The sequence below is a fragment of the Campylobacter showae genome (assembly GCF_900699785.1).
GTDB classification, from domain to species: domain Bacteria; phylum Campylobacterota; class Campylobacteria; order Campylobacterales; family Campylobacteraceae; genus Campylobacter_A; species Campylobacter_A showae_D.
On the sequence record NZ_LR535679.1, the window covers coordinates 918,738 to 942,094 of the forward strand.

Consider the following 23,357-nt stretch of genomic DNA (forward strand, 5'->3'; position numbering starts at 1 on the left):
AAAAATGGAAAAACAAGAAAAAATAGTTCAGATGTTTAACGACATCGCGCCCACCTACGACCTGGCAAACCGCGTGCTAAGCATGGGCGCGGACATGAACTGGCGCAAGATCGCGTGCAAAACGGTTCTGTCAAATTTCAAGGACTCAAGCGTAAATATCGTAGACGTCGCATGCGGCACGGGCGATATGATGGGCTTTTGGCAAAAGACTGCGGGCGAATTTAACGCAAAAATCGAAAATCTTATCGGCGTCGATCCCTCAAGCGGCATGCTCGCAGTCGCTAAACAAAAATTTCCCGAGTTTAAATTTATAGAGGCGCTAGCGACGCAAACTACGCTTGATAGCGGCTCAATGGACGTGCTAAGCATCAGCTACGGCATCAGAAACGTGGTCGAGCGCGAGGCCGCGCTAAGAGAGTTTAACAGAGTGCTAAAAATGAGCGGATACGTCGTAGTGCTAGAGTTTACCAAACGCAAAAAAAGCGGGATTTTAACAGGTGCTCGCGACTTTTATCTAGGTAAAATTTTGCCTAAAATAGGCGGCTTTATCTCCAAAAATCAAGAAGCCTACGAGTATCTGCCAAGCTCGATCGAGAGCTTTTTAGACGCCAAAAGCTTTGCAGACGAACTTGCTAGCGCTGGCTTTGAGATGCGGCTTTGCAAGAGCTTTTCGATGGATATTTCTACTCTTTTCATCGCGCAAAAGGCGCGTGAGTGCTAAGCGTCAGCGAGCTAAACGAGCAGGCCAAAACGCTACTTGAGACGACGTTTTCCTACGTCGAGGTAGAGGGCGAGATCTCACGGCTCGTTAAACACGGCTCGGGCCACTGGTACTTCACGCTAAAAGACGAAAAGGCCGCGATCTCGGCGGTCATTTATAAATTTAACGCCGCCAAGCTCAAATTTGACGTCACAGACGGTATGAAAGTCGCTCTCTACGGCAAAATTTCGCTCTACTCGCCAAGCGGCAGCTATCAGTTTATCGCAACTCTCATACGCCCAAGCGGCGAAGGCGAGCTCGAACTTGCATTTAAACAGCTAAAAGCGCGGCTTGAGAGCGAAGGGCTTTTTGATATCTCGCGCAAAAAACCGCTGCCTAAATTTCCCCGCAAGATCGCGCTCATCACGTCAAAAACCTCCGCCGCGTTGCAAGATATGCTGCGTATCGCTTCGCAGCGCTGGGCGCTACCTGAAATTTTAGTTTTTGACTCGCTAACGCAAGGCGAAACCGCACCCGCCTCGCTCATACGCGCCCTAAAAAGAGCGGACGCAAGCGGCGCGGATGCGATCGTGCTGGCGCGCGGAGGCGGCAGCAGAGAGGATCTGTGGTGCTTTAACGACGAAAATTTAGCCCGCAAGATCTACGCGGCGCGCACGCCCGTGATATCGGCCGTCGGGCACGAGATTGATTACGTCATCAGCGACTTTGCGGCTGATTTTCGCGCTCCGACCCCAAGCGCCGCGATGGCTGCGCTACTGCCAGATACGGGCGAGCTAATGCAAAGCATAGATAGGCTAAGCGAGGCGGCGGACTCGGCCTTTATGCGCGTTTGGGAGCGTAAATTTAACGCTCTAGCGATGATGAGAGCGAGATTTTCTCAGGCTAGCCTCACGCAAAAAATCGCTCGAAAAGAGCAAATTTTGCTAAATTTAAGGCAGGTTTTAGACGCCGCCGCGCAAACTAAGCTGCTAAAATGCGAAAACGCGCTAAAACTAGCCCATGCCGCATACGCGCAGCAAGAGTCGTTTTTCGCGCAGATTTCAAATTTCGTCCGAGTGCAAAAAGACGGCAAAACCGTAAATCTAAGCGAGCTAAAACCCGGCGACCGCATCGCGCTAAGCTCGGTAAACGCAAGCAAAGAGGCGGAAATTTTATAGCCAAATTTGATCCGCGGACGCAGCGGCTTAAGTTTTTGGGCGGGTTAAAAATTTTTAAGCTAAAAATAGTAAGATAATAACGCAAATCAAAATTTAAAGGAGCGATATGAAAACGAACGTAAAATTTTTACTGGCCGCGTGCGCCGCGATGCTAATAACCGGCTGCACGACGGAGAGTTCTCGCGTAGTCGAGACGCCGAAAGTCCAAACTCCAAGCGCCGCCTATCAAGGACAAAAGATCGCCGTTTCTATCGGCCGCTTTAGCAACCAGTCATCATACCAAAACGGCGTATTTTCAGACGGCGAGGACAGACTAGGCAACCAAGCCCAGACCATCCTCATCTCAAATTTACAGCAAAGCGGGCGCTTCTCGGTGCTTGACCGCAGCAACATGCGCGCCATCAAAGAAGAAAGCGCGCTAAACAAAGAGGCACAAAAAATCAAAGGCGCAAGATACGTCATCACGGGCGACGTGACGGAGTTTGGCCGCAAGACTACGGGCGATCATCAGCTTTTCGGTATCCTAGGCAAAGGCAAAACCCAAACCGCCTACGCGAAGGTAAATCTTAACGTCGTGGACGTGAAAAACTCCGAGGTGGTCTACTCCGCTCAGGGCGCTGGCGAATACGAGCTCTCAAACCGCGAAGTACTGGGCTTTGGCGGTAGCGCTGGGTATGATTCGACGCTAAACGGCAAAGTGCTAAGCCTAGCCATCATCGAGGCCGTAAATAACCTAACGCGCGGGCTTGAAAGCGGCGCTTTTAACGCGAAATAAGGATAAATTTTGCGCTTTAAAACTCTAGCCAATTTCGCGCTCGTCTCCGCCGCCGCCCTGCTGCTCTCTGGCTGCGCGGACGACTCGCCTAGACAGCTATACTACTGGGACGGCGCCTACACGAGCTCGGTCTACGAGTACCTAACCGAAGAAGGCGACGCGGGCGCTCAGATCGCCGCACTCGAGCAGAGCCTGCAAAAAGCCTATCAAAGAGCCGCCAAAGCTCCGCCCGGACTCCACGCGCATCTAGGTTTGCTCTATCTTTCGCAAGGAAACGGGGCTAAATTTAAAGCCTACGTTGAAAAAGAAGCCGAGCTCTATCCCGAGTCGCGCGACTACGCGATGTTTTTGCTAAATCAAAATAGCAAAACTCGGGGCGCAGCGGGCAAAACCGAGGCAAATTTAAGCGAGCAGACGAAAGAAAAATCAGGCGCAAGCGAGTCAAATTCAAATGACAAAAGCTCAAATTTAGGCGAGCAAACGAGCAAGCAAAATTTAAAAACCAAGCAAGCAAAACCAGCCAAAACGAGCAAAACCGCAAAAGGAAGCCAAAATGAAAAATAAAATAAAATCGGCGCTTCTTTGCGCGTTTGCGGCGCTGTTTTTGGGAGCGTGCGCAGGCTCGCAGCCCGAGGTTTACGACTATTCGGCGTTTTTACAGACCAAGCCTCGCTCGATCGTCGTCATGATGCCCGCCAGCGACTCAGCCGAGATAAAGGCCTCCGCAGCGGTGCTGGCAAACGCGCTCTATCCGCTTAGCGAGGCGGGGTATTACGTATTTTCGCCCGCGCTCGTAAACGAGACCTTTAAAAACAACGGCATCTACGATGCAGGAGAGATCGCGCAGATCTCTACGTACAAGCTAAAGCAGATATTTGGTGCCGACGCAGCGCTCTACCTCAACGTCGCGGACTACGGTACTTCGTATATGCTGATTAGCAGCGTTACGCGCGTGAGCGTAGCGGCGACTCTAGTTGATCTAAACACGGGCGCCGTACTCTGGCAAAAAAGCGCCGCGGCGGCAAACGACTCGGGCGGAGGCGGGGGCGATCTCATCGGCATGCTAGTCTCCGCGCTAGTTAAACAGATCGCAGACTCAATCTCGGACGCTAGCTTTGATCTTTCGGCGCGCGCGGACGCGATTTTGTTTAGCACCAACTGCCGAGACTGCTTGCTCTACGGCCCGTATTCGCCGCATTACGGCCGGGATAGACAGCTTGGCGGCGGCAGATAAATTTTAAAAAGGGCGAAAATGAAACTAGCCGAGGCGCTGATACTGCGCGCCGACATACAAAAACGCATCGAGCAGCTAAAATCAAGGCTCGCGGATAACGCAAAGGTGCAAGAGGGCGAGAATCCTAGCGAGGAGCCAAAGGCGCTGCTAGCCGAGCTAGACGCGCTCACAAGCGAGCTTGAGCGGCTGATAGTTCGAATAAATTTAACCAACTGCACCGCAAAAGCGGACGGCAAGAGCCTAACCGAGCTAATCGCCAAGCGCGACGTACTAACGTTAAAAGCGGGCGCATTGCGGGCTTTCGCGCAAGCTGCCGCGCAAAAGATCGATGCATATTCGCGCAGCGAGATTAAAATTTTAAGCACAGTCGACGTCGCGGCGCTGCAAAAGCAGGTGAACGAGCTGGCTAAGCAGATCAGACAGCTTGATACGACGCTGCAAGGCGCGAACTGGCAGACCGATCTGATCGAAAGCTAAAAGCGTAAAATTTAGAAAAATTTCGGGTAAGTATCGCAAGAGGCGAGCATAAAAATCTTCCCTACAACGGAACTCTAGCGCTCGCGGAAACGGCGCACCCCTTTTTACGATTTATTTTCAGTAAATTTACAGGGGCAATGTGACTGCGCAATGTAACTACCTAATGCTGATCTAGCGATACCGAGGGCGGGAACGGGGAAATTTAAAACGAAATTTTGATTTTAACGGCGCGGTTTGCGGGATTGCGGCGAAATCCCGCGGCGATTTAGGCGGGCTTGACGCTCAAATTTTGCGTTAAATTAAGGCGCGCTTGCCATTTTGCATTTTAACCTGCCGAGTATAAAATTTTACAAAAATCATAAAATTTAGCCAAATTTAAAGGATGAAATTTGAAATTTAAAACCCTTGCATTAGCGGCCGCATTTTGCTTTGCGACCGACATAAATGCGGAGCTTGCGACAGAAGCAAATTCCATAAATTTTAGAAAAACGAGCGGCGCGGAGCAAAATCTCGCGGACGTAAAAGACGCCAAATTTCAAAACGCGCATTTTAAAAACGCAGATACCGCAGCGCGCGGCATAAACTCAAACTCATCGCAAAAAGCAACCCTCATCGACGAAGCTAAAAATTTCTACCGCGTGGACGAGCTGCTGTTTCGCAGCGCTCAACTTGACGGAAGCTACGCCGCAAAGCTGCATGAGCTTGGCATCAAAAGTATCGTAAATCTGCGCCATTTTAGCAGAGGCGGCGACAAAAGGGCGTTTGGGGATCAATTTTGGCTCGCAAGCAAGCCGCTTCAAAGCTGGGAGATAAAGCCCGCACAGATCGCGGACGTCTTGCGCACCATTCGCGAGCGCCAAAAGGAGGGCGCCGTGCTCGTGCACTGCTATCACGGAGCCGATCGCACGGGGCTTGTGGTGGCGATGTACCGCGTGATCTATCAGGGCTGGAGCCTGGACGCCGCGCGCAGCGAGATGATATACGGCGGATACGGCTTTCACTCCATGTGGCAGGATATCGCGGGCTTTTTGACGCCGCAAAACGAGGCACTCGTAAGAGCCGAGCTTGGAATTTAGACGAAATTTCGCTCGTTAGGTCAGACGGCATGAAATTTGTATTCAACTTTTAGCTACACTATAGACCAAATTTGATGACGGTATCACCGATATATCCGAAGTGAGATAAATTTAAAGTAGAAAATTTTTAATAGGCCTTAAAGCAATAAAACTTAAAATTTAGCCGAAATAAAGTAAAATTTGAGCGGCAAATTTAGCAAAAGGAGCGATCGGTGGAAAATTTATTACTAGCGCAGCTGCGCGAAGCGCTACCGCAGGGCATGCGCGTGCCGAGCGAGCTTGAGGCGCTTTATGCGTGGATCGAAGCAAACGGCTTTTATGACGACGCGGGCGGGCGCAGACGCGGCTATCTCTATCCGCAGGATCGGCTGCAGCAGAGCTGGAGCGATGATGAGCGCGAGGGCGGCACGGACATCGTCTTTTTCACGGATGAGCCGAAAAATCGCGACGAGAAGCTAAGGTATTGGTTTTACGGCGAGGATCGTGAGCTTGCCGCGGAGATCAAGCAGCGGCTTTGCGTATTTGCAGGCAGCGGCTCGGAGGGCTCGATGTGCGCGCTGTGGCTGGATGATGCAGGCGAGACGAAGATCGTGCATATGGGCTCCGGCTCGGGTTCGACCATGACCTGCGTTTTGGCTCATAGCGGGCTTGATTTTTTGCGACTGCTCGCGATCGGATACGATGAAATCTGCTGGGACGAGGATTTTAGCGCGCCGCCAAACAGCGAGGAGGACGATTTTATCGTGCATCCAAACGTAAAATTTCAGCAGTGGTTTAAGGACACGTTTAAAACGACGATCCCGCAAACCGCGCTTGAGCTCGTCACGCCCGCGCATATGGACGACGAGAACCCGAGCGACGAGTTTTTAATCTGGGTAAATCGCGTCGCGGAGTGAGTTTTGATGCAAAAGCTTTAATATTACGATGCGGCATTTGCAAATAGCAGCTTGCTACTTTAGTAAAAACGGTTAAAAACTTTATTGCTTACAATCAAAAGGAAGCCTTTTCTAGATTTGCAAATTTTAGCAAATATAGCACAAAATTTTAAGCTCAAGCGGTAAGTAAAAGACAAAAACCCAAAGAACGAGAGAAAAATTAGCTCGTCGATCAAAAAAGCGAGCTAAGAGCCTAATGGCGGCAGTTTTTGCAGTCCTTTACAGTCACTAGCACATTTATCTTTTCTATGAAATTTCCGAGCTTTCTCTCCAAACTTTCCTTGTACTCGCTCAGTGCCTCGCAGAAGTTATAGTCCTCGACGTGTCCGCAGCTCTCGCATACGACGTGGATATGCGGATAGCTAAAGATGTCGTAGCGCGCCTTTTGGTTCGGCATATTGACCTCGACGACGAGCCCCTCGTCTTTGAGCATATTTAGGTTTTTATACACCGTCGCGAGCGATACGGACGGGTTTTCGGCGCAGATCTCCTCGTAAAGCTCATCAATCGTCGGGTGGGTGTGGCGATCGAGGATTTTGAGCACGCTGAGGCGCTGCGGGGTGGCTTTGAGGCCGTGATTTTTGAGAAGTTCCATATAGTTCATCGTTTTTCCTGATATTTTTTAGCTAAATATACAAAAATTTTATTTAAAACTTCTTTATAGTTGGTAATATAAATTATTATTTACTAAAATTTGTGTCATTTGTAGTCAAATTTATGCTTTTTGCGAGTTTAAGCGCTATACTCAAAGTAAATTTTAGACGTTTGGTTTTAAATTTACCCTACCGAATTTAGTGTTTTGGGGCATAAACTTGAAGGCGATTTAAATTTGACGCTTTGCTCGCCGTATTTAAATAAAAAGCCGACTTTTAACACGGCGTAAATTTTGCTATCGATCGTTGCAACCGATCGCCGCTTATCATCGCCGCCGTAAAATTTATTTTTGTCGGTTGCGGCGATACCGCAGCGTTTTAGATACGGCTACGTTTTTTCGCATTTTTTAGTTTTCGTTAATTGCGATTTTAAATTTCTATGCCTTGCCCCACGGCTAAATTTACAAGCAAAATCTACTTAAATTTTACCTTTTTGTAAAATCCGCGCCTAATCAAGCACCGGCGCCAAATTTAAGCGTTTTATAAACGGTAAAAACGAAAGTCTGTAATGTTTTTTAGCGATTTTATCCTAGGGTGCAGCGAGCAAAACAAACCTTAGCGCAAAAACCTATCGCGGCTCAAATTTGACCCAAAATTCGCTCGCAAGCCAGCCCGCAAAAAAGATAAACGAAGATAAAAATCAATAAAACCGGCTGATGCGCGCAAATTTACCCGTGCCGTTTAGGGGCGGTAAATCAAAGCAAGAGCGTCAAGACCGAGTATAAAAAAATTTGCTTCGCTCAAATTTTTCGCATTTTCCGCCCAAATGCGCTCGCCAAAATGCATAAAACCGAAGCGCGAGAGCGCTTCAGCTCAAATTTGACCCGCGGTTTCGGTTAAAATTTTATCGCAAATACTTGCCGCATCGATACCAAGAGCCTTTTCGACATCGGCCGTAGCGCCGTGCGGGATAAACGCGTCGTCAAACTCAAAGCTAACGATGCGTACGTCAAAAATGCGCCGCTCCTGCAAAAACGCGGCCAAAATCTCGCCTACGCCGCCTTTTTTTGCGGTATCGGAAAAGACGTACCAAATTTTATGCTTGCGCGCGAGCTCTTGCAAAAGTTCGCCGTCAAGCGGCTTAACAAACACTAGATCAACAAGGCTTGGGTCAAATTTGCCGTTCGTTTTTTCTAGTAAAATTTTGCGCGCGGCGTTTGCCTTGCCCGCAGCGTTGCCGTAAGCGATAAAGGCCGCTTCGTCGCCGCCCTCGACCAAGATTTCGCCCTTGCCGAGCTTTAGCTCTCTCGCCTCAAATTCGCCCTTCGCCAGCGCAAAAGCTCCGCGCGGATAGCGAAGAGCGCAAGGCCCCTCGTGAGCGTAAGCGTAGCGCATCGCGAACCTAAAACTATCGGCACAGCGAGGCGCGAAAATCGTCAAATTCGGGATCAAATTTAGATAACTAACGTCAAACGCGCCTTGGTGCGTCTCGCCGTCCTCGCCGACGATGCCAGCGCGGTCCATCGCAAAGACGACGTTTAGATTCATGATCGCGCAGTCGTGCACGACCTGGTCAAACGCCCGCTGCAAAAAGGTCGAATAAATCGCGATAAACGGCTTAAAGCCCTCCTTGGCCATCGCGGCCATAGAGGCGACGGCGTGCTGCTCGGCGATCGCGACGTCCCAAAACCTATCCGGAAATCTCTCCATCAAAGCGTCTATGCCCGTGCCAGTAGGCATCGCGGCGGTCACTCCGACGATATTTTTATGCTCGCTAGCTAGCTCGGTCAAATTTTCCGCAAAAAGCGCGGTGGCCGATTTGGCGGCTGATTTTTTGATGGCTTCGCCGCTTTGCAAATCAAACGGACTCACGCCGTGCCAGCTAGCTAGATGCCCCTCGGCCTTTTCGTAGCCTTTGCCCTTTAGCGTCTGCGCGTGCACGACGACTGGCTTTTTCATCCCTTTTGCGACGCTAAAAGCCTCAATAAGCGCCCCCACGTCGTGGCCGTTTACGGGGCCGATATACTCGAGTCCTAGCTCCTCGAAAAACATCCCGGGCGTAAAGATCCTGATGCCCTCCTCCATCCTGCGCGCCATATACGCGGCGCCGTCGGGCATATAGCTTAAAAATTTCTCTACGCGGCTTTTAAACTTCTGATACAGCGGCCCGGCCATCATCTGCGAGAGGTAGTTGCTAAAGGCGCCGATGGGCTTGCTAATGCTCATTTCGTTGTCGTTTAGGACGACTACGCAAGGGTTTTTGATATCGCCCAGCTCGTTTAGCGCCTCATACGCGATACCAGCGCTCATCGAGCCGTCGCCGATAAAGGCCACGGGGATGCGGTCTTCGCCCTTTAGCTTGATCGCCTTTGACGCGCCCACTGCTAGCGAGATAGAGGTGGAGCTGTGTCCGGCGATAAAGTAGTCGTATTTGCTCTCAGAGGGCTTCGTGTAGCCGCTAATACCGCCGATTTTTCTAAGCGTGTCGAATTTATCCCAGCGTCCGGTGATTAGCTTGTGCGCGTAGCTTTGGTGGCTGACGTCAAATATAAACGGATCTTTTGCTGCGTCGAAAACATAGTGCATCGCGACGATAAGCTCGACCGCGCCGATGTTTGAGCTCAGATGCCCGCCATTTGCGCTAACGGTTTGTAAAATTTTATCTCGGAGCTTCCCGCAAAGCGCTTCGAGCTCCTGCACGTTCATAGATTTTACGTCTATCATTGTCCTATTATCTTTTTGATTTTTTCTAATCTGGCTTCGATCGTGCCCTCGAGGTTGCCCGCGTCGCTGAGCACGATCGCTCCGCCCGCGCTGATGGCTTCGTCGGCAGAGATTTTGACGTTTTGTCCGGAGAAATTTTCTTTGATAAACTCGTAATCTTTCGGATTTACTTTTATCTGTATCTCTTTGGCGTCTCTTATTTCGCTAAAAAGCTCTTTGCAGATGGCTGCGGCGATGTTTGCCGAATTTAGCGAAATTTCTTTTTTTACGACCTCTTTTGCGACCTCGACTGCGGTGGCCGGCAGCTGCGCTTCGCTAGATGCGATGAGGCTTTCAAATTTAGCCGCCTGCTCCTCTAGCTTATTTATAGATCCCAGATACCTGCTCTCAAGCGCCTTTAGCTCCTCGTCGAATTTAGCCGCCGCCTCGTCTCTACCCTGTTTTATGCCATCCTCTTTAGCGCGCTGGATCTCGCTCTCTAGGCGTTTGGCGAATTCATTTTCTTGATTTTCGATTTGCATTTGCAGTTTTATCATGCTGCCGCTCATCTCGTCGGTGCGCTTTAGCAGTTCCTCGATAAAGCTTGGCTCGGGTTTAAAATGTACGCTTTGCTCTTTTTCTTCGCTTAAATTTAAGCCCTCTTGCTCGCCGTTTAAGGCACGGTCATGTTGATGTTCGGACGCGCGGCGGGTTTCGCTGTCGTGAGCTACGTGCGCATCCTCGCTTCTTTTTTCCTGGCCTAAAATTTTAAATCGATAGTTTTCTACAAAGTGCTCTTTTGAACGCTCGTTTGTTATTACGCTGCTTTTCATTCTATCATCTCATCGGCTTCGCCTATTTGGAATGCCCCGCCCTCGGCTAAGGCTTGGACCTGTTCTACGATGCGGCGCTGCGCCTCTTCGACGTCTTTTACGCGCACTGCACCCAAAAACTGCATCTCCTCTTTAAACGCTTCGCTAGCACGCTGAGACATACTTGAGAGGAATTTCTCCTTGAGCGCGTCTCCGCTGCCTTTTAGCGCGACCATGAGGTCTTTTTTATCGACGTTTTTAAGTATCTCGCGGATAGCGGCTTGATTGGGAGTGTTGATATCCTCAAATGTAAACATAAGCTCTTTGATCGTCGTAGCAAGTTTGTCGTCGATATCTTCGATGTATTCGATCGTGGCTTTGGACGCCTTTTGACCGAGACGGTTTAACACCTCTGCCACGGCTCTTGGTCCGCCGACTTCGACCTTGTAGGACGTGAGGCTCTCTAGCTTGCCCTCAAGCACCGTTGAAACGCGCTTAATAATGGACGGGCTGATATCGCCCAAATTTGCCATCCTAACGACGACTTCGCTTCTAAGCTCGTCGTTAAAAAACGAAAGCGTCTCGGCTGCGCTGGTTGAATCCATATGCGCCAAAATAAGCGCGATAGTCTGCGGGTGCTCGGTCATAATAAAGTCCGCAAGCTGCTGAGGCTTGACCTTAGTAAGATAGCCGAAGCTCTTTGAGTTTTCCATGCTTTTTGCAAGCTTATCGAGGATCTTTTGCGCGGTTTCCGGACCGAAGGTGCGGTATAAAATTTCTTTTGCGTACTCTAGACCGCCGCTTCTCATGTATTGATTTGACTGCATGAGAGCGTAAAATTCTTCCAAAACGGCAGCCGCTACGTTTTTATCCATACTTTTTGCGGTAGCGATATAGCGCGAAATTTCGGTTATGACGTCAACTTCCATATGAGAAAAAAGCAGCGTCGTGACGTCCTCGCCCAGCTGAATAAGCAAAATAGCAATCTTTTCGGGCATAGAAAGATCGTCATATACCATCTTTTGCTGTTCGTTTAGCTTTGTTGCCATTAAAAGTCCTTACGGTTGCTAAAATCCGAGTCGTTTTTGACTAGGTCTTGCAGCAAGACAGCGATCTCCTCGCTTCGCTCTTGCACGATTAGTTTCATCTTCTCTAGCAATACGTCGTAGCGTAAGTCGTCCTCGTTAAAGTTATCGCCGATACCCAGCTGCTCCTCGACCTTTTTCTTAGCGGCTTGAAATTTCTCCAGCGTATCTTCGCTATCGTCAAGCTGAATGTCGTTATCGGGTATCTCGGGTTCTTCCTCTTTGATCTCCTCAAGCATCTTAGCCATAAACGGCACGATGACTTTTTTGTAAAATATATAAAGCAAAATCGCGGCGAAAATATATTTTAGGATCGGCAAAAACGGCACTACGTAAAGATCAAAAAAGGACTGAACCTTGCCCGCAGGCGTCTGTCCGTCTTGACGCTGGAACTCAAAGTTGCTAACCGTAACCTCGTCGCCTCTGTTTTGATCAAAGCCGATAGACTGACGGATGAGAGCGTCGATGCGCGCTAGCTGCTCTTTATCGAGCGGTACGTAGGCTACATCTTTGGTCGGATTTCCGTTTTCGTCTTTTTTATTTTCGTACTTTCCGTCCACCACGACAGCGGCGCTTAGGCGGTTTATCTTAGCAAACTGATCCTTGACGCGCTCGACTTTTTTTGAGATTTCATAGTTTGTCGTGGATGAGCTTTTTGAGTAAAGCTCTTTCATTTTACCGTCTTGCAGGCCTTCGACCGGACCGATATTACTCACGGCTCCAGGCACGCCTTGCACTTCGGCTTCTTTACTGCCTTGACGCTTTTCTTCGACGTTTTGCTCGCTTCTAGCTACGGAGTTTGGATCAAAGGTCTCGCTTTGGCTATCTTTTCTCGCAAAGTCAAAATCTATGGTGACTTTGGCTACGACCTTATCCGAGCCGCCCACGATAGGCGATAGCACGTTTATGATCTTTTCTTCGAGATTGTGCTCGGCGTCGCGTTTATAGCGGATCTGTTGCGTGATCTGATCGCTATCGTATTCGCCGTCCTCCTCGCCCAGCGGCACTCCGTCCTGGCTCACGATTTTTACTTGCTCCGGTTTTAAATTTGCCACAGCGGCCGCGACTAAATTTTTAATGCCGGTAATTTGTTTTAAATTTAAGCTCTGTCCGTCTTTTAAATTTAACACGATAGAGGCGCTTGGCGGAGTGGCTCGCTCTGTAAAGAGAGTTTCTTTAGGGATCGCGATGCGCACGATGGCTTTATTTATCGGCGCTAGGCTTTCGATCGTGCGGGCCAGCTCGCCCTCGAGTGCGCGCTGAAATTTAACCTTTTGCTCGGCATCCGTCGCGCCGAATTCTTGCTTGTCGAAAATCTCAAATCCGACCTTGCCGTCTTTTAAAATACCAAGCGACGCGATCGAGATCCTCTCGCGATAAACGTCCGAGTTTGGCACCAAAATCGTGCCCTCGTTTACAATTTTATACTTTACCTTATCTTTTTCAAGCTGTTGGATTATCAGCGCAGAGTCCGCAGCGGAGGTGTTTTCAAAAAGGACGCTATAGCCGTCGTAGCTTTCGTTTGAGCTTTTATAAATGCTCAAAAACACCAAAAACCCGACCACGAGCACGATCGAGCCCGCGGCGACTAGGCGCTGCCTTAGCGAGAGGTTGTGATAGACTTGGCCGATTTGCTGAACTGCGGTTTTAAAATCCATTTATTTTAAATTTTCCTCGATTTGTTTTAAAACTACGTCGTTTTGATTCAGCAACCCAATCGTTATGCGAACCGCGTTTAATCCGTAGCCTTTTAGATCACGTAAAATTATACCTTTTTTTAACAGATTTTGAGCAAGCTCGCTCGCGTTTTGACGCTCAAATTCAAAAACGATAAAATTCGTAAAGCTAGGCAGACGCTTTATACCATGCTTATCGGCAAAATTTTCGTATTTTTTCATCTCCTCAAAGTTCGTCTCAAGCGTCATTTTTACGAATTCTTCGTCTTTTAGAGCTTCTATGGCTGCTTTTAGGCTAAGCGTCGTTATGTTAAACGGCGCCCTTAGTTTTCCTAGCTCGCTCATCACGCTTTGCTCGCCGATGCCATATCCTACGCGCATACCGCCAAGGCCGTAAGCCTTAGAAAACGTGCCCAGATATATCGCGTTTGGAAATTTAGCTATGAGTTCACGCGGCTTTATCTCTTTTTTCGCGTCTTTAAATTTAGCAAACTCCTGATATGCACCGTCGATAACCACGAGTGTGTCGGGATCGATCTGCTCTAAAAATTTATAAATTTCTTCAGCGTCTAGGCAGCCTCCGAGAGGATTGTTCGGTACGCACAAAAATATCACGCCGATCTCGTCTTTGTTTGCCTTGTAAATTTGCAAAAACTCGCCTAGATCATGCTCTTTGCTCTTTGTTTTAAAGACCTTCGCACCCGCTGCTTTAGCGTAAATTTCATACATAGCAAAGGTTATGCCCGCGGTTAAAATTCCCTTGTTCGCGTTTGCCTTTGTGTGCACAGCAAATTCTATTATCTGATCGCTTCCCGAGCCTATTACGATAGATTTTTCGCTGACGCCGAATTTACTCGCTAGAGCAGCCTTTAGCTCAAAGTAGCTGTCGTCGGGGTAGAGGTGCATTTTGTTTACTATCTCGCCGATCGCTTTTACTACCGCAGGGCTCGTGCCGTAGGGGTTTTCGTTGCTAGCTAGCTTGATGACGTCTTTAGCTTCGATGCCGTATTCACGCACGACAAGCTCGATAGGTTTGCCCGCTTCGTAGCTTACTAAATTTGCCAAATTTTCGTTAAATTTCATCTCACTCCTCCCACGCGACGTAGCTTCCTAGCCACGCGATTTCGTGGCCGTAGCTTATCGCTTTTTGTATCGCTTTTTGGACGTTGTCGTCGTCGATGTGCCCCTCGAAATCTATATAAAAATTCGCCTTAAATTCGCGTTGTTTTATCGGGCGGCTCTCTAGCTTGGTTATGTTTATACCCTCGTCTCTAAAGGCCAGTAGCAGCTCCACGAGTCCGCCCGGACGGTGCTCGGTCTTTGCTAAGATTGAGGTTTTATTTCTTTGCGCACGCTCGTTTTTAAAATCGCTTAATATAAAAAATCTCGTGCGGTTTGCGGCGTTATCCTCGATCGTCTCAAACAAGATCGGCACGCCGTAAAGCTTGGCGGCGATCTTAGAACAGATGGCTGCGGAGTTTGGCTCGCTGCCGGCTAGCTGTGCGGCCTGCGCTGTTGATTTTGCCGGGATAAACTCGACTGCCGAGAGCATGTGATCGTCTAAAAATTTGCGGCACTGATTGTAGCCTTGCGGGTGCGAGTAGATGCGCTTGATGTCCTTTAAATTTTCGCACTTGCTCGCAAAAATATGGTGGATATCCATGTAAATTTCAGCTACCACCTTGACGCTATCAAACCGCCCTAGACAGTCCAGAGTCGCGCCTACCGCGCCTTCGGTGTTATTTTCTATCGGTACGACGCCATATTTGGCCTCTTTGTGCTTTAGTTTCGTAAAAACCGCCTCGATGCTAGCTAGCGGCAGATACGCACTCATAGCGCCAAAACGGCTCTCGGCGGCTTGGTGCGTGTAGGTGCCCTCAGGCCCTAGATAGGCGACCTTTTCTGGCATTTCGAGGTTCCTACTGACGGCAAAAATTTCAAGATAAATCGCCTCAATAGCAGCTTTATTTAAAAATGCAGAGTCCTGCCCCTCGAGGCGGTTTAGGATCGCTCTTTCACGCTCGGGGCGGTAGATCGCGCTGCCGCTGGTTTGCTTTAGTTCGCCGATCTTTCGCACGAAATTCATGCGCTCGTTTAGGCGCCTTAGCACCTCGTCGTCGATCTTATCTATCTCGTTTCTAAGGTCGTTTATGTTTTGCATTTTCGCTCCTTAGCCTAAAAATTCTCGCTCCAGTGCTACGATATCCTCAAAGCTCTCGCGGCGCCTAATCAAAAAGTCCTCGCCGCCCTTTACCGCGACCTCCGCGGCGCGCCCACGAGTGTTGTAGTTGCTGCCCATCGCAAAACCGTATGCGCCGGCTGATTTGATAACGACGAGATCGCCTGGATTTAACGGCGGTAAATTTCGGTCTTTTGCGAGAAAATCGCCGCTCTCGCAGATCGGCCCGACCACGTCGCAAGGGGTAAATTTGAGCTCCCGAAGCTGCTCGGTTTTACACTCGCAAAGAGTCTTGCCGCCGCTAAGAGCAAAAATTTTATGCCAAGCCTGATAGAGGCTTGGGCGTATGAGGTCGTTCATCGCGCCGTCCACGACGACAAAACGCTTTTCTTTATTAAATTTCTCGTAAAGCACGCTAGTTATAAAATATCCCGCGTTGCCGACGATGAAGCGCCCCGGCTCGCAAACTACCGTAACGTCCATGCCGCTTAAATTTGCCAAAATGCCCTGCGCGTATTCGTAGAGATCAGGCTCGCTCTCGTCGCCGTAAACGATGCCTATACCGCCGCCGACGTCAAAAAATTTGATGTCGATTTGCGCCGCCTTCAGTTCGCGAGTCAAATTTGCCACGATCTTTGCCGCTTCGATAACGGGCTTGATGTCGGTTATCTGCGAGCCGATGTGGCTATGGATGCCTACGGGCTCGAGATGCGGCGAGTTTTTAGCGTGCAGATACATTTTTTTAGCCGTTTGCAGATCTACGCCGAATTTATTTTCGTTTAGTCCGGTAGAGATGTAGGGATGCGTTTTAGCGTCGATGTCTGGATTTACGCGGATGCTGATGCGAGCGGACTTTCCGAGCTGCTTTGCGATCGCTTCCATGCGGTTCATCTCGGCTTCGCTTTCTAAATTTATCATAAGGATTTCGTTTTCTAGCGCAAATTTAAGCTCGTCGTCGCGCTTGCCCACGCCGCTTAGGATGATCTGGTAGCTTTTAGCTCCCGCTAGTAGAGCGCGCTTAACTTCACCTACGCTCACGCAGTCAAATCCGGCCCCAAGCCCGGCTAAAAATTTCAAAACGCTTAAATTTGAGTTTGCCTTAACGGCGTAGCATACGAGAGATTTTCTGGCGTGAAACGAGTTTTTTAGCGCTTCGTAGCGGTGCGCCATGTAGTCAAAATCGTAAACGTAAAGAGGGGTGCCGTATTTTTGCGCTAAATTCGTAAAATCCATAACCGACCTTGTTTAAAAATAGTTAGATTTTACAGAAATTTTGCCTAAATCTCTCTTAACGACTCCCAAAACGCAGATAAAAAGCGTAGGCGCCGAGTAAAATTATCGGCAAAAGCACGCCGATCTCGGGCGAGACGACGCCGTTTCTAGCAAACCTCATCATCACAAAAAGCACGCCCCAGACGCAAAGCGAGGCGATCGTGAAGATAAAGCTTTTTAAGGCGAGGTTAAAAAATCGTCCCGTAACCGGCAAAAAATAGTAAATGATAAGCACCATAAAAGGCGCAAAAAACGGCGCGAAAGCGAGGTTATAAAGCGTGGTTTTGGTCGAATTTAGCCCGATACCCTCATCCTTAAACGCCAAAATGTAATCCACCGCATCCGGGATCGTGATCGCCGAGCTCTCCGCCGACGCGCTTTCTATCGTTTTTGGTTTAAAATTTTCAAGCGTTTTTAGCTCGCTTGGCGTTTTGATATCGAGTCCCTTTTCGCCGAGCTTGATATTTTGCGGCAAATTTACGATTTTAGCGTTCTTTAAAAGCCACGCATCGTCTATAAACCTCCCGCTTTCGCCAAAGGTAGCGCTGCGCAAGTTGCTGCCGTTTATGTCAAATATCCGCACGTCTTTAGCCTCGCCGCTAACTGGATTTAGGCTGTCCATATAGACAAATTTACCTTCGAATTTTAAGAAAATATCAGAGCTCGTGCGCGATAAATTCGAGAGCTTGACGATGTTTCGCCCGTACTCGTAGGCGTAGGCAAAAGGCGTGAAATTTAGTCCGACGTAGATAAACGTGATGGCAAGCGCGATGTAGAAAGGCGGCTTTATCAGGCGATTTTTATCGATACCCAGCGCGTAAAAACTCACGAGCTCGTTGCTACGAATCATGCTAAATTTGCTAGTTATCAACGCAAAAATGAGCGCAAGCGGCAAGACGTAGTTTACCGCCGTAAGCGAGGTAAGGCCGAAGTAAAGCAGCTTCAGGTTCGCGCTTGCGGGCATATCTTTTAGGTTGGTTAGGATGTCGATACCGACGTAAAAAAGTGTGAGCGCAACGAATATAATCACGAAATATTTAAAATAAAGCCAGCCGACGTAACGCGCGTAAAGATTCATCTGGGCTCTCTTAAATCAAATTTTGCGCAAGGTGGAAGGCGGACGAAAGCTGCGCTACCAAAAATACCGCAAACTTGCCGAGCAAATTTATTATTTGAGCTATGCTGCAAATATGTATCCTTTGGCGCCATGATGACGCTCAAATTTGCCACTTTTTGGCTAGACTGGAAATAGACTTGTTTTACGCTCTTAAAAAATCCGAATTTAAGTTTTTGTCTGAGCGCTTTTTTCGTAAATTTTATAAATTTGCAGGTAAAGTTTTGAAGTAAATTTATAAAATTTACGGTAAAGAAAATTAGGAGCAATGCTTTAAATTTGGGCTCTAAATTTAACCGATTTTTGAGCGCTTTTAAAAGCCGCAAAATTTGAGAAACCGCAAAAGTCGTGAATGCTAAATTTAACCCGCTCACAAAATGCCTTTTTTGGTTGAAAATTTTTGCGAAACGGCGTCGATGTCGGTTTTTATTAGCTCATTTAGCGCGTTTTCACAGTAGTCCAAAATTTTTTCCAATCCCTCTTTTTCATCTGCGTTAAATTCGCCAAGCACATGGCCGGTTACCGCGCTTTCGCATTTGTGCGCGCTTCTACCGATACCGATACGTACGCGTTCGTAGTCTGCACCCATTAATGCGTCGATTGACTTTAGACCGTTGTGTCCGCCGTTTCCGCCGCCCTTTTTAAATTTAACGACGCCGAAATTTAGATCAAGATCGTCGTGAATAACAATAATGCGCTCTGGTTTGTAAAAATCGGTGACGGCTTTTACGCTTCGTCCGCTTAGGTTCATAAAGGTTGTCGGTTTTAGAAAAAGTAACTTTTGAAATTTAAACAGCTCGCCTTGAAATTTGGCCGAGCTTACATCTGTAAAATTTGAGTTTTTTAGTCTATCTATCAGCATAAAGCCGACGTTGTGTCTTGTTTTGGAGTACTCGGGACCGGGATTCCCCAGTCCGACTATGAGTATCAAGGCTAGCCTTATTTAGCTTTTATTACGCCTAGAACCGCTACGCGGTCAGCATCGATCATAGTGACGCCCGCAGGAACGGTTATATCGCGCACTAGGACGGTGTCGTCTATATCAAGACCGCTAACGTCTATGTCGAATGAATTTGGCAAATTTTCAGCCGTGCATTTTACGGCTAAGCGCCTTTTTGAGATGATCAAAACGCCTTTATTTTTTAGACCGACCGGAGTTCCGTAAGGTTTAACCGGGATCATATATTTTGAGACGACGCCTGGAAGCGCAACCTTTAAATCAACGTGTTTTAGCGCGTTTGTCACAGGGTCTTTTTGATATTCGACTACTACGACTTTTAAGGTTTTTCCGCCTACTTTTACGTCAAACGCAAGGCTCTCTTTTTTGCGAACCTCTTTTATAAAATCATTGATTTTAAAAGCGGCTTGCACATTCTCTAATCCCTTGCCGTAAATGTTGGCGATTAGATAACCATCTCTTCTTAAGGCTTTTGACGCCTTTTTACCGATACTCTCTCTAACGATACCTTCTAACATCGTTTTCCTTTCTTGAAAAATAGAAGCCGATAATACCCAAATTTATATAAATTTAGCCTTACTTGATATCTTTAAGCGCGATAACGTCGCTTTGAAATTCTCTTAAAAGCGCAGCGTCTTCCTCGATAGAAGCGACCATCGCTCGTTTTTTGGCAAGGTCGGCGGATTTGATTTTGATATCGAGGTTTTCTCTTCTACCGGCGCTTTTTAGAGCCTCTTCTTTCGTAATGATTCCCGAAGTATACATATCAAGCAAATGCTGCTCAAAAGTCTGCATTTGATAGGTGTTTCTACTCTGCTCTATCGCATCGTAAATTTCGCTATCCCTATCCTCTAGGATCATATCTCTTATTCTTATATTTTTTATCATTATTTCGCAAGCTACGCGGCGTTTATTTCCCGTAGTTACGACTAGACGCTGAGATATGATAGCCTCCGCAACCGAAGCAAAAGTCATCCTGACTCGGTTTTGCTCCTCTTTAGGGAACATATTTATGACGCGGCCGATAGTTTCTTTAGCATCAAGCGTGTGAAGCGTAGCAAGCACTAAGTGGCCGGTTTCCGCAGCGTTTATCGCGGTTCTAACAGTCTCTAGGTCCCTCATCTCGCCTACAAATATAACATCCGGGTCTTCGCGCAAAGAGGCTCTTAGCGCGTCGGCAAAACTATCGACGTCTTGGCCGATGCCGCGCTGATTTATTACGCTTTTATCGTCGCTATATATAAACTCAATCGGATCTTCGATAGTGACGATGTGATAGTTTTTCGTGTGATTTAGGTAGTTTATCATACTAGCTAACGTCGTCGTTTTACCGCTACCGGTCGGCCCGGTTACTAGGATGATGCCTCTGTTTACTTTATCGCAAAGCTTTTCAATAACCGGCGGCAATAAAAGCTCAGACATGGTAGGAATTTTCGTCGGGATCGTTCTAAATACGAAAGATATGCCGTCCATCTGCAAAAAGACGTTAGAGCGGAAACGGTAGTCGTCGTTTAATCTATAGGTAAAATCAACGCTCTTTCTTTTCATTAGGCTATAATAATTCGCTCCTAAAATTTCCTTGGCAATGAGTATCGAGCGGTCATAATCCAAAACCGTATCGCCCATAACTACCATCTCGCCGTTAAATCTACCGCGAACCACCCTGTCCGACTTCACGTGCAAGTCGCTGCCGCCAAGCTCGATAAGCTTCATCAGATATCCATCCAAAACCGCCTTCATAGCGGCTCTTTTTTCGCTTTCGTCGTCATCTTGCGGCATCGGCGGCCTAATAGACATCCCAAAGGCTTCTTCTTCCATCGTTAGTCCAAGCTCGGCTAAAAGCGCGGCCCTATCTCTACGCCTAACGGGTCTTGCTTCCGGCTCTTTTACCGTATTTATTCGGTTTTCTTGCGTATCGTTTATAGTTTGCACCTGCTCTACTCCTTTGCTTGTTTCTTCTTGCGTTTGCCTTAAATTCGGCTCTAAAATTTGTTCCTCGGGCTCGCTTAAATCAGCATGCTCGTCGATCTTTAGAAAATCTTTATCCTCTAGCTCTTTACTTTGCGGCACGTCCCAAAAATCAGCGCTTAAATTTGACTGAGTTTGACCAGAATTTATCTCGTTTTTAGCGATATCAAATTCGTTTTTGATAGAGTCGAATTTACTCTGAAAGTCCTCGTCGTCCTCGGTATCAAATTTATCCTGATCGCTTTGGCTTACGTCAAATTTATCGCCGTTATCAGGCTCGTCTTCTTCGAGCTCTACCGAGCTAAATTCATCCCTTAAAAAGTCCAAGAGCTGATCTTTTTCGTTAGGGGTCTGTTCCTTTGCTACCGTTTCCTCTACAGGCTCAGCTGATTTTTCGCTCTCTTTGTCAAATTCGCCTATTTCTTGCGTATCTTTTTCTATTTGCGGCTCTTTCCATGCTACAAAAATAGCTTCTTCGTCGATTTCATCTATTTGCTCAGGTATCTCGTCTAGCGCGTCTATTTCATTTAGAGCCTCATTGATAGCTTGCAAATTTTCGTTTAGCTCTTGCCTTTTTGATTCTAGCTCGGCAGGCGCGCTAAATGCGTCAAATTTATCGATCTTAACCGGCTCTTCTTGCTCCTCTTCTTTTGCAAGCTCGTCGTCAATTGGCTTTAGCTTTGGCAAATCATCAAACCCGCCGATCTCTTCAAATTTAGGCTTCGGTTGCAGCGCAACCTCTTCGCGCACGGCGTCGTCCGCTTTTAGCGGCACTACCTCTTGCTCGTCCTCGTGCGAGTTTTCTTTATTTTTGTTTCTATGATGTTCTATATCGCTTCTTAAAACCTTTGCTTTTAGCTTGATAATGCGCTCTAAGGCATCGTCCTGGCTATCAAATTTAATGCTAGAACCAACAGGCTCGTAGTCCTTAACGTCCTCTTCGTTCACGGAGGTAAATCTTAAAGGCTTCATGGCTGCTTCCTAGTTATTTTAGTGCTTTCATTATATCTTCAAATGCCGTTACGAACTGCTTTAAACCGTCGTTTAGCAAGTCTTTATAAACCTTCTCCATATCTATGTCGGCTCTTTTTACTACGCCGAAAAATTTCTCTATACTGTCGTCGCTAACGGCGGTTTTAAGTTCGTTTTTGCCCGTGATAAAGGCTTTAATAGTATCAAGCGGAGCCGTATTTACCGCATTTTGATACATCAGCTCTTTTACGTAATAATCCTTTGCCAGCTCATCGCCCTTTACGCCCGTACTAGCAAATAGCGCTCTTGTCGTCGGCAAGCTTTTATTTTCTATGATTTTGTAAATTTTAGTCGCGTTCATGATGCCGATTTGACCCGTCGGTAGCGAATTCTCGCGCATTTTTTCATCCAGCAAGCGATCAAACCTGCTAACAAAAATGCTAATCACGCTTTTTGGCAGCGGCGTTAGCGGAAATTTCTTCTCATAAGCCTTCACGCCCTCTTCAAAAGCGTCCAAACACGCTACGGCTTGCTCCGGCGAGAAAATTAGCGTCGCATTTACCGCGATACCGCGCGCGGTTAGAGCGCTCATCGCTTCAAAGCCCGCTTTTGTCGCGGGGATTTTAATCATGACGTTTGGCATGCCGATCTCCGCGTGTAGCCTAGCGCCCTCGTCCACCGTAGCCGCGGCGTTATCGCAAAAGCTAGGATCGACCTCGATGCTAACAAACCCGTCGTCGCCGTTTGCGTAATGCCTCAAAAGCTTGGTCGCGGCTATCTTGATATCTTGCACCGCGAGCGCCTCGTAAAGCGCCTTTGGATATTTTTTGCCCATTTGGCCGATGACGTCTTTGTAGGAGTCCGACAAAAATGCGGCTTTAAAGATGGACGGATTTGAGGTCACGCCGTTAATAGCGCCTATTTGAAGTAAATTTTCAAACTCGTCTTGCAAAAAGTCACGCTCGATAAAGTCACACCACAGTGAAAAATTTATATCGTTATTAAACATTTTTCTCGCCTTTTTATATCAAATTTATGATCTCGCGCAAATCTTTTTTATCCACGCAACAAGTTGCCGCTTGCCTTAAAATTTGCTTCGCGCAAAACGCGATTTTCAAATTTGAATGCTCAAACATGGATAGGTCGTTGGCGCCGTCGCCCACGCTCATCGTCTGCTCTTTTGAGATACCGAGCATTTTTTGCAAATTTACAAGCATTGCGCCCTTTGAAAAGCCAAACATCATCTCGCCGCCCACGAGTCCGGTTAAGACGCCGTCTTTGTGGTGCAGGATGTTTGCAAAGCTAGCGTCAAATTTGAGCTTCTCTTGCGCTCTATCGGTGCCCGAGTGAAATCCTCCGCTAAAAACAACAACCTTGATGCCTTTGCTTTTTAGATGCGCGATCAGCTCGGCGGCTCCTGGCATGAGCGGCAAATTTGAGCAAATTTCATCCACTTTAGTGAGCTCAAGCCCCTTTAAAAGCGATACGCGGCGCGTCAAGCTCTCGAAAAAATCAAGCTCGCCCGCCATCGCTTTTGCAGTTATTTCGCTGACCTCATCGCCCACACCCTTCGCCGCTGCTAGAAAATCTATCGTCTCGCCGTCCATCAGGGTCGAATCAAAATCAAATACGCAAAGCTTTATCAAATTT

General features: G+C 47.7%; 22 protein-coding genes. 8 read left to right on the forward strand and 14 right to left on the reverse strand.

Features of this window, described 5'->3' with window-relative positions; genetic code table 11:
• Window positions 1-4 precede the first annotated feature (4 nt).
• From ubiE to E4V70_RS04575, 8 genes are all read left to right on the forward strand, one after another.
• A complete protein-coding gene (gene ubiE / locus E4V70_RS04540) occupies window positions 5-721 on the forward strand; it encodes a bifunctional demethylmenaquinone methyltransferase/2-methoxy-6-polyprenyl-1,4-benzoquinol methylase UbiE (RefSeq protein WP_122863187.1) in 717 nt (238 codons plus the stop codon).
• The gene (gene xseA / locus E4V70_RS04545; RefSeq protein WP_122863188.1) at window positions 715-1,878 is read left to right on the forward strand and encodes an exodeoxyribonuclease VII large subunit; all 1,164 of its coding nucleotides are present in this window, start codon (window positions 715-717) and stop codon (window positions 1,876-1,878) included. Before ubiE ends, xseA begins: the two co-directional genes overlap by 7 nt.
• A gap of 106 nt (window positions 1,879-1,984) precedes the next feature.
• Window positions 1,985-2,653 carry a CsgG/HfaB family protein gene (locus E4V70_RS04550; RefSeq protein WP_122863189.1) on the forward strand — a complete coding sequence of 223 codons (669 nt, stop codon included), beginning with the start codon at window positions 1,985-1,987 and terminating at the stop codon, window positions 2,651-2,653.
• A 9-nt stretch (window positions 2,654-2,662) separates the two neighbouring features.
• Complete coding sequence (locus E4V70_RS04555) at window positions 2,663-3,217, forward strand: DUF4810 domain-containing protein (protein ID WP_122863190.1); 555 nt, start codon at window positions 2,663-2,665, stop codon at window positions 3,215-3,217.
• Window positions 3,207-3,887: a DUF799 domain-containing protein gene (locus tag E4V70_RS04560; protein WP_122863191.1), complete on the forward strand. Its 681-nt coding sequence runs from the start codon at window positions 3,207-3,209 to the stop codon at window positions 3,885-3,887. The genes E4V70_RS04555 and E4V70_RS04560 overlap by 11 nt, the downstream gene beginning before the upstream one ends.
• 18 nt (window positions 3,888-3,905) lie before the next feature.
• Window positions 3,906-4,364, forward strand: coding sequence for a DIP1984 family protein (locus tag E4V70_RS04565; RefSeq protein ID WP_122863192.1), 459 nt, complete (start codon window positions 3,906-3,908; stop codon window positions 4,362-4,364).
• A 389-nt stretch (window positions 4,365-4,753) separates the two neighbouring features.
• Window positions 4,754-5,440 carry a tyrosine-protein phosphatase gene (locus tag E4V70_RS04570; protein ID WP_122863193.1) on the forward strand — a complete coding sequence of 229 codons (687 nt, stop codon included), beginning with the start codon at window positions 4,754-4,756 and terminating at the stop codon, window positions 5,438-5,440.
• A gap of 212 nt (window positions 5,441-5,652) precedes the next feature.
• Window positions 5,653-6,336, forward strand: a complete 684-nt coding sequence (locus E4V70_RS04575; protein ID WP_122863194.1) for an SMI1/KNR4 family protein — start codon at window positions 5,653-5,655, stop codon at window positions 6,334-6,336.
• 232 nt (window positions 6,337-6,568) lie between these two features.
• On the opposite strand, the gene E4V70_RS04580 is transcribed toward E4V70_RS04575, so the two are convergent.
• From E4V70_RS04580 to serB, 14 genes are all read right to left on the reverse strand, one after another.
• A complete protein-coding gene (locus E4V70_RS04580; protein WP_122863195.1) occupies window positions 6,569-6,979 on the reverse strand; it encodes a Fur family transcriptional regulator in 411 nt (136 codons plus the stop codon).
• 862 nt (window positions 6,980-7,841) lie between these two features.
• Window positions 7,842-9,689, reverse strand: a complete 1,848-nt coding sequence (gene dxs / locus E4V70_RS04590) for a 1-deoxy-D-xylulose-5-phosphate synthase (protein WP_172603263.1) — start codon at window positions 9,687-9,689, stop codon at window positions 7,842-7,844.
• The gene (gene fliH, locus E4V70_RS04595) at window positions 9,689-10,504 is read right to left on the reverse strand and encodes a flagellar assembly protein FliH (protein WP_122863197.1); all 816 of its coding nucleotides are present in this window, start codon (window positions 10,502-10,504) and stop codon (window positions 9,689-9,691) included. The genes dxs and fliH overlap by 1 nt, the downstream gene beginning before the upstream one ends.
• Window positions 10,501-11,532 (reverse strand): flagellar motor switch protein FliG, encoded by a 1,032-nt coding sequence (gene fliG / locus E4V70_RS04600; RefSeq protein ID WP_122863198.1) that lies wholly within the window; start codon window positions 11,530-11,532, stop codon window positions 10,501-10,503. The genes fliH and fliG overlap by 4 nt, the downstream gene beginning before the upstream one ends.
• The gene (gene fliF, locus E4V70_RS04605) at window positions 11,532-13,226 is read right to left on the reverse strand and encodes a flagellar basal-body MS-ring/collar protein FliF (RefSeq protein WP_122863199.1); all 1,695 of its coding nucleotides are present in this window, start codon (window positions 13,224-13,226) and stop codon (window positions 11,532-11,534) included. The genes fliG and fliF overlap by 1 nt, the downstream gene beginning before the upstream one ends.
• Window positions 13,227-14,327: a histidinol-phosphate transaminase gene (gene hisC, locus E4V70_RS04610; protein ID WP_122863200.1), complete on the reverse strand. Its 1,101-nt coding sequence runs from the start codon at window positions 14,325-14,327 to the stop codon at window positions 13,227-13,229.
• Window position 14,328: 1 nt separating this feature from the next.
• The gene (pheA, locus tag E4V70_RS04615) at window positions 14,329-15,405 is read right to left on the reverse strand and encodes a prephenate dehydratase (protein ID WP_122863201.1); all 1,077 of its coding nucleotides are present in this window, start codon (window positions 15,403-15,405) and stop codon (window positions 14,329-14,331) included.
• 9 nt (window positions 15,406-15,414) lie between these two features.
• The gene (lysA, locus tag E4V70_RS04620; RefSeq protein ID WP_122863202.1) at window positions 15,415-16,656 is read right to left on the reverse strand and encodes a diaminopimelate decarboxylase; all 1,242 of its coding nucleotides are present in this window, start codon (window positions 16,654-16,656) and stop codon (window positions 15,415-15,417) included.
• Between the two features lie 55 nt (window positions 16,657-16,711).
• Window positions 16,712-17,773, reverse strand: coding sequence for an LptF/LptG family permease (locus E4V70_RS04625; protein WP_122863203.1), 1,062 nt, complete (start codon window positions 17,771-17,773; stop codon window positions 16,712-16,714).
• Window positions 17,774-18,179: 406 nt separating this feature from the next.
• Window positions 18,180-18,740: an aminoacyl-tRNA hydrolase gene (gene pth, locus E4V70_RS04635; protein WP_122863204.1), complete on the reverse strand. Its 561-nt coding sequence runs from the start codon at window positions 18,738-18,740 to the stop codon at window positions 18,180-18,182.
• Window positions 18,741-18,748: 8 nt separating this feature from the next.
• Window positions 18,749-19,285, reverse strand: coding sequence for a 50S ribosomal protein L25/general stress protein Ctc (locus tag E4V70_RS04640; RefSeq protein ID WP_002950740.1), 537 nt, complete (start codon window positions 19,283-19,285; stop codon window positions 18,749-18,751).
• 58 nt (window positions 19,286-19,343) lie between these two features.
• Window positions 19,344-21,707 (reverse strand): type IV pilus twitching motility protein PilT, encoded by a 2,364-nt coding sequence (locus E4V70_RS10700; protein WP_172603246.1) that lies wholly within the window; start codon window positions 21,705-21,707, stop codon window positions 19,344-19,346.
• 13 nt (window positions 21,708-21,720) lie between these two features.
• Window positions 21,721-22,716, reverse strand: coding sequence for a transaldolase (locus E4V70_RS04650; protein ID WP_122863205.1), 996 nt, complete (start codon window positions 22,714-22,716; stop codon window positions 21,721-21,723).
• A 13-nt stretch (window positions 22,717-22,729) separates the two neighbouring features.
• Window positions 22,730-23,353: a phosphoserine phosphatase SerB gene (gene serB / locus E4V70_RS04655; RefSeq protein ID WP_122863206.1), complete on the reverse strand. Its 624-nt coding sequence runs from the start codon at window positions 23,351-23,353 to the stop codon at window positions 22,730-22,732.
• Between the last annotated feature and the right edge of the window lie 4 nt (window positions 23,354-23,357).

Coding starts and splice junctions, on each gene's coding strand:
- ubiE (WP_122863187.1), top strand. CDS start 5: ATGGAAAAACAAGAAAAAATAGTTCAGATGTTTAACGACATCGCGCCC.
- E4V70_RS04550 (WP_122863189.1), top strand. CDS start 1,985: ATGAAAACGAACGTAAAATTTTTACTGGCCGCGTGCGCCGCGATGCTA.
- E4V70_RS04560 (WP_122863191.1), top strand. CDS start 3,207: ATGAAAAATAAAATAAAATCGGCGCTTCTTTGCGCGTTTGCGGCGCTG.
- E4V70_RS04565 (WP_122863192.1), top strand. CDS start 3,906: ATGAAACTAGCCGAGGCGCTGATACTGCGCGCCGACATACAAAAACGC.
- E4V70_RS04580 (WP_122863195.1), bottom strand. CDS start 6,979: ATGAACTATATGGAACTTCTCAAAAATCACGGCCTCAAAGCCACCCCG.
- fliH (WP_122863197.1), bottom strand. CDS start 10,504: ATGAAAAGCAGCGTAATAACAAACGAGCGTTCAAAAGAGCACTTTGTA.
- fliG (WP_122863198.1), bottom strand. CDS start 11,532: ATGGCAACAAAGCTAAACGAACAGCAAAAGATGGTATATGACGATCTT.
- fliF (WP_122863199.1), bottom strand. CDS start 13,226: ATGGATTTTAAAACCGCAGTTCAGCAAATCGGCCAAGTCTATCACAAC.
- hisC (WP_122863200.1), bottom strand. CDS start 14,327: ATGAAATTTAACGAAAATTTGGCAAATTTAGTAAGCTACGAAGCGGGC.
- pheA (WP_122863201.1), bottom strand. CDS start 15,405: ATGCAAAACATAAACGACCTTAGAAACGAGATAGATAAGATCGACGAC.
- lysA (WP_122863202.1), bottom strand. CDS start 16,656: ATGGATTTTACGAATTTAGCGCAAAAATACGGCACCCCTCTTTACGTT.
- E4V70_RS04625 (WP_122863203.1), bottom strand. CDS start 17,773: ATGAATCTTTACGCGCGTTACGTCGGCTGGCTTTATTTTAAATATTTC.
- E4V70_RS04640 (WP_002950740.1), bottom strand. CDS start 19,285: ATGTTAGAAGGTATCGTTAGAGAGAGTATCGGTAAAAAGGCGTCAAAA.
- E4V70_RS10700 (WP_172603246.1), bottom strand. CDS start 21,707: ATGAAGCCTTTAAGATTTACCTCCGTGAACGAAGAGGACGTTAAGGAC.
- E4V70_RS04650 (WP_122863205.1), bottom strand. CDS start 22,716: ATGTTTAATAACGATATAAATTTTTCACTGTGGTGTGACTTTATCGAG.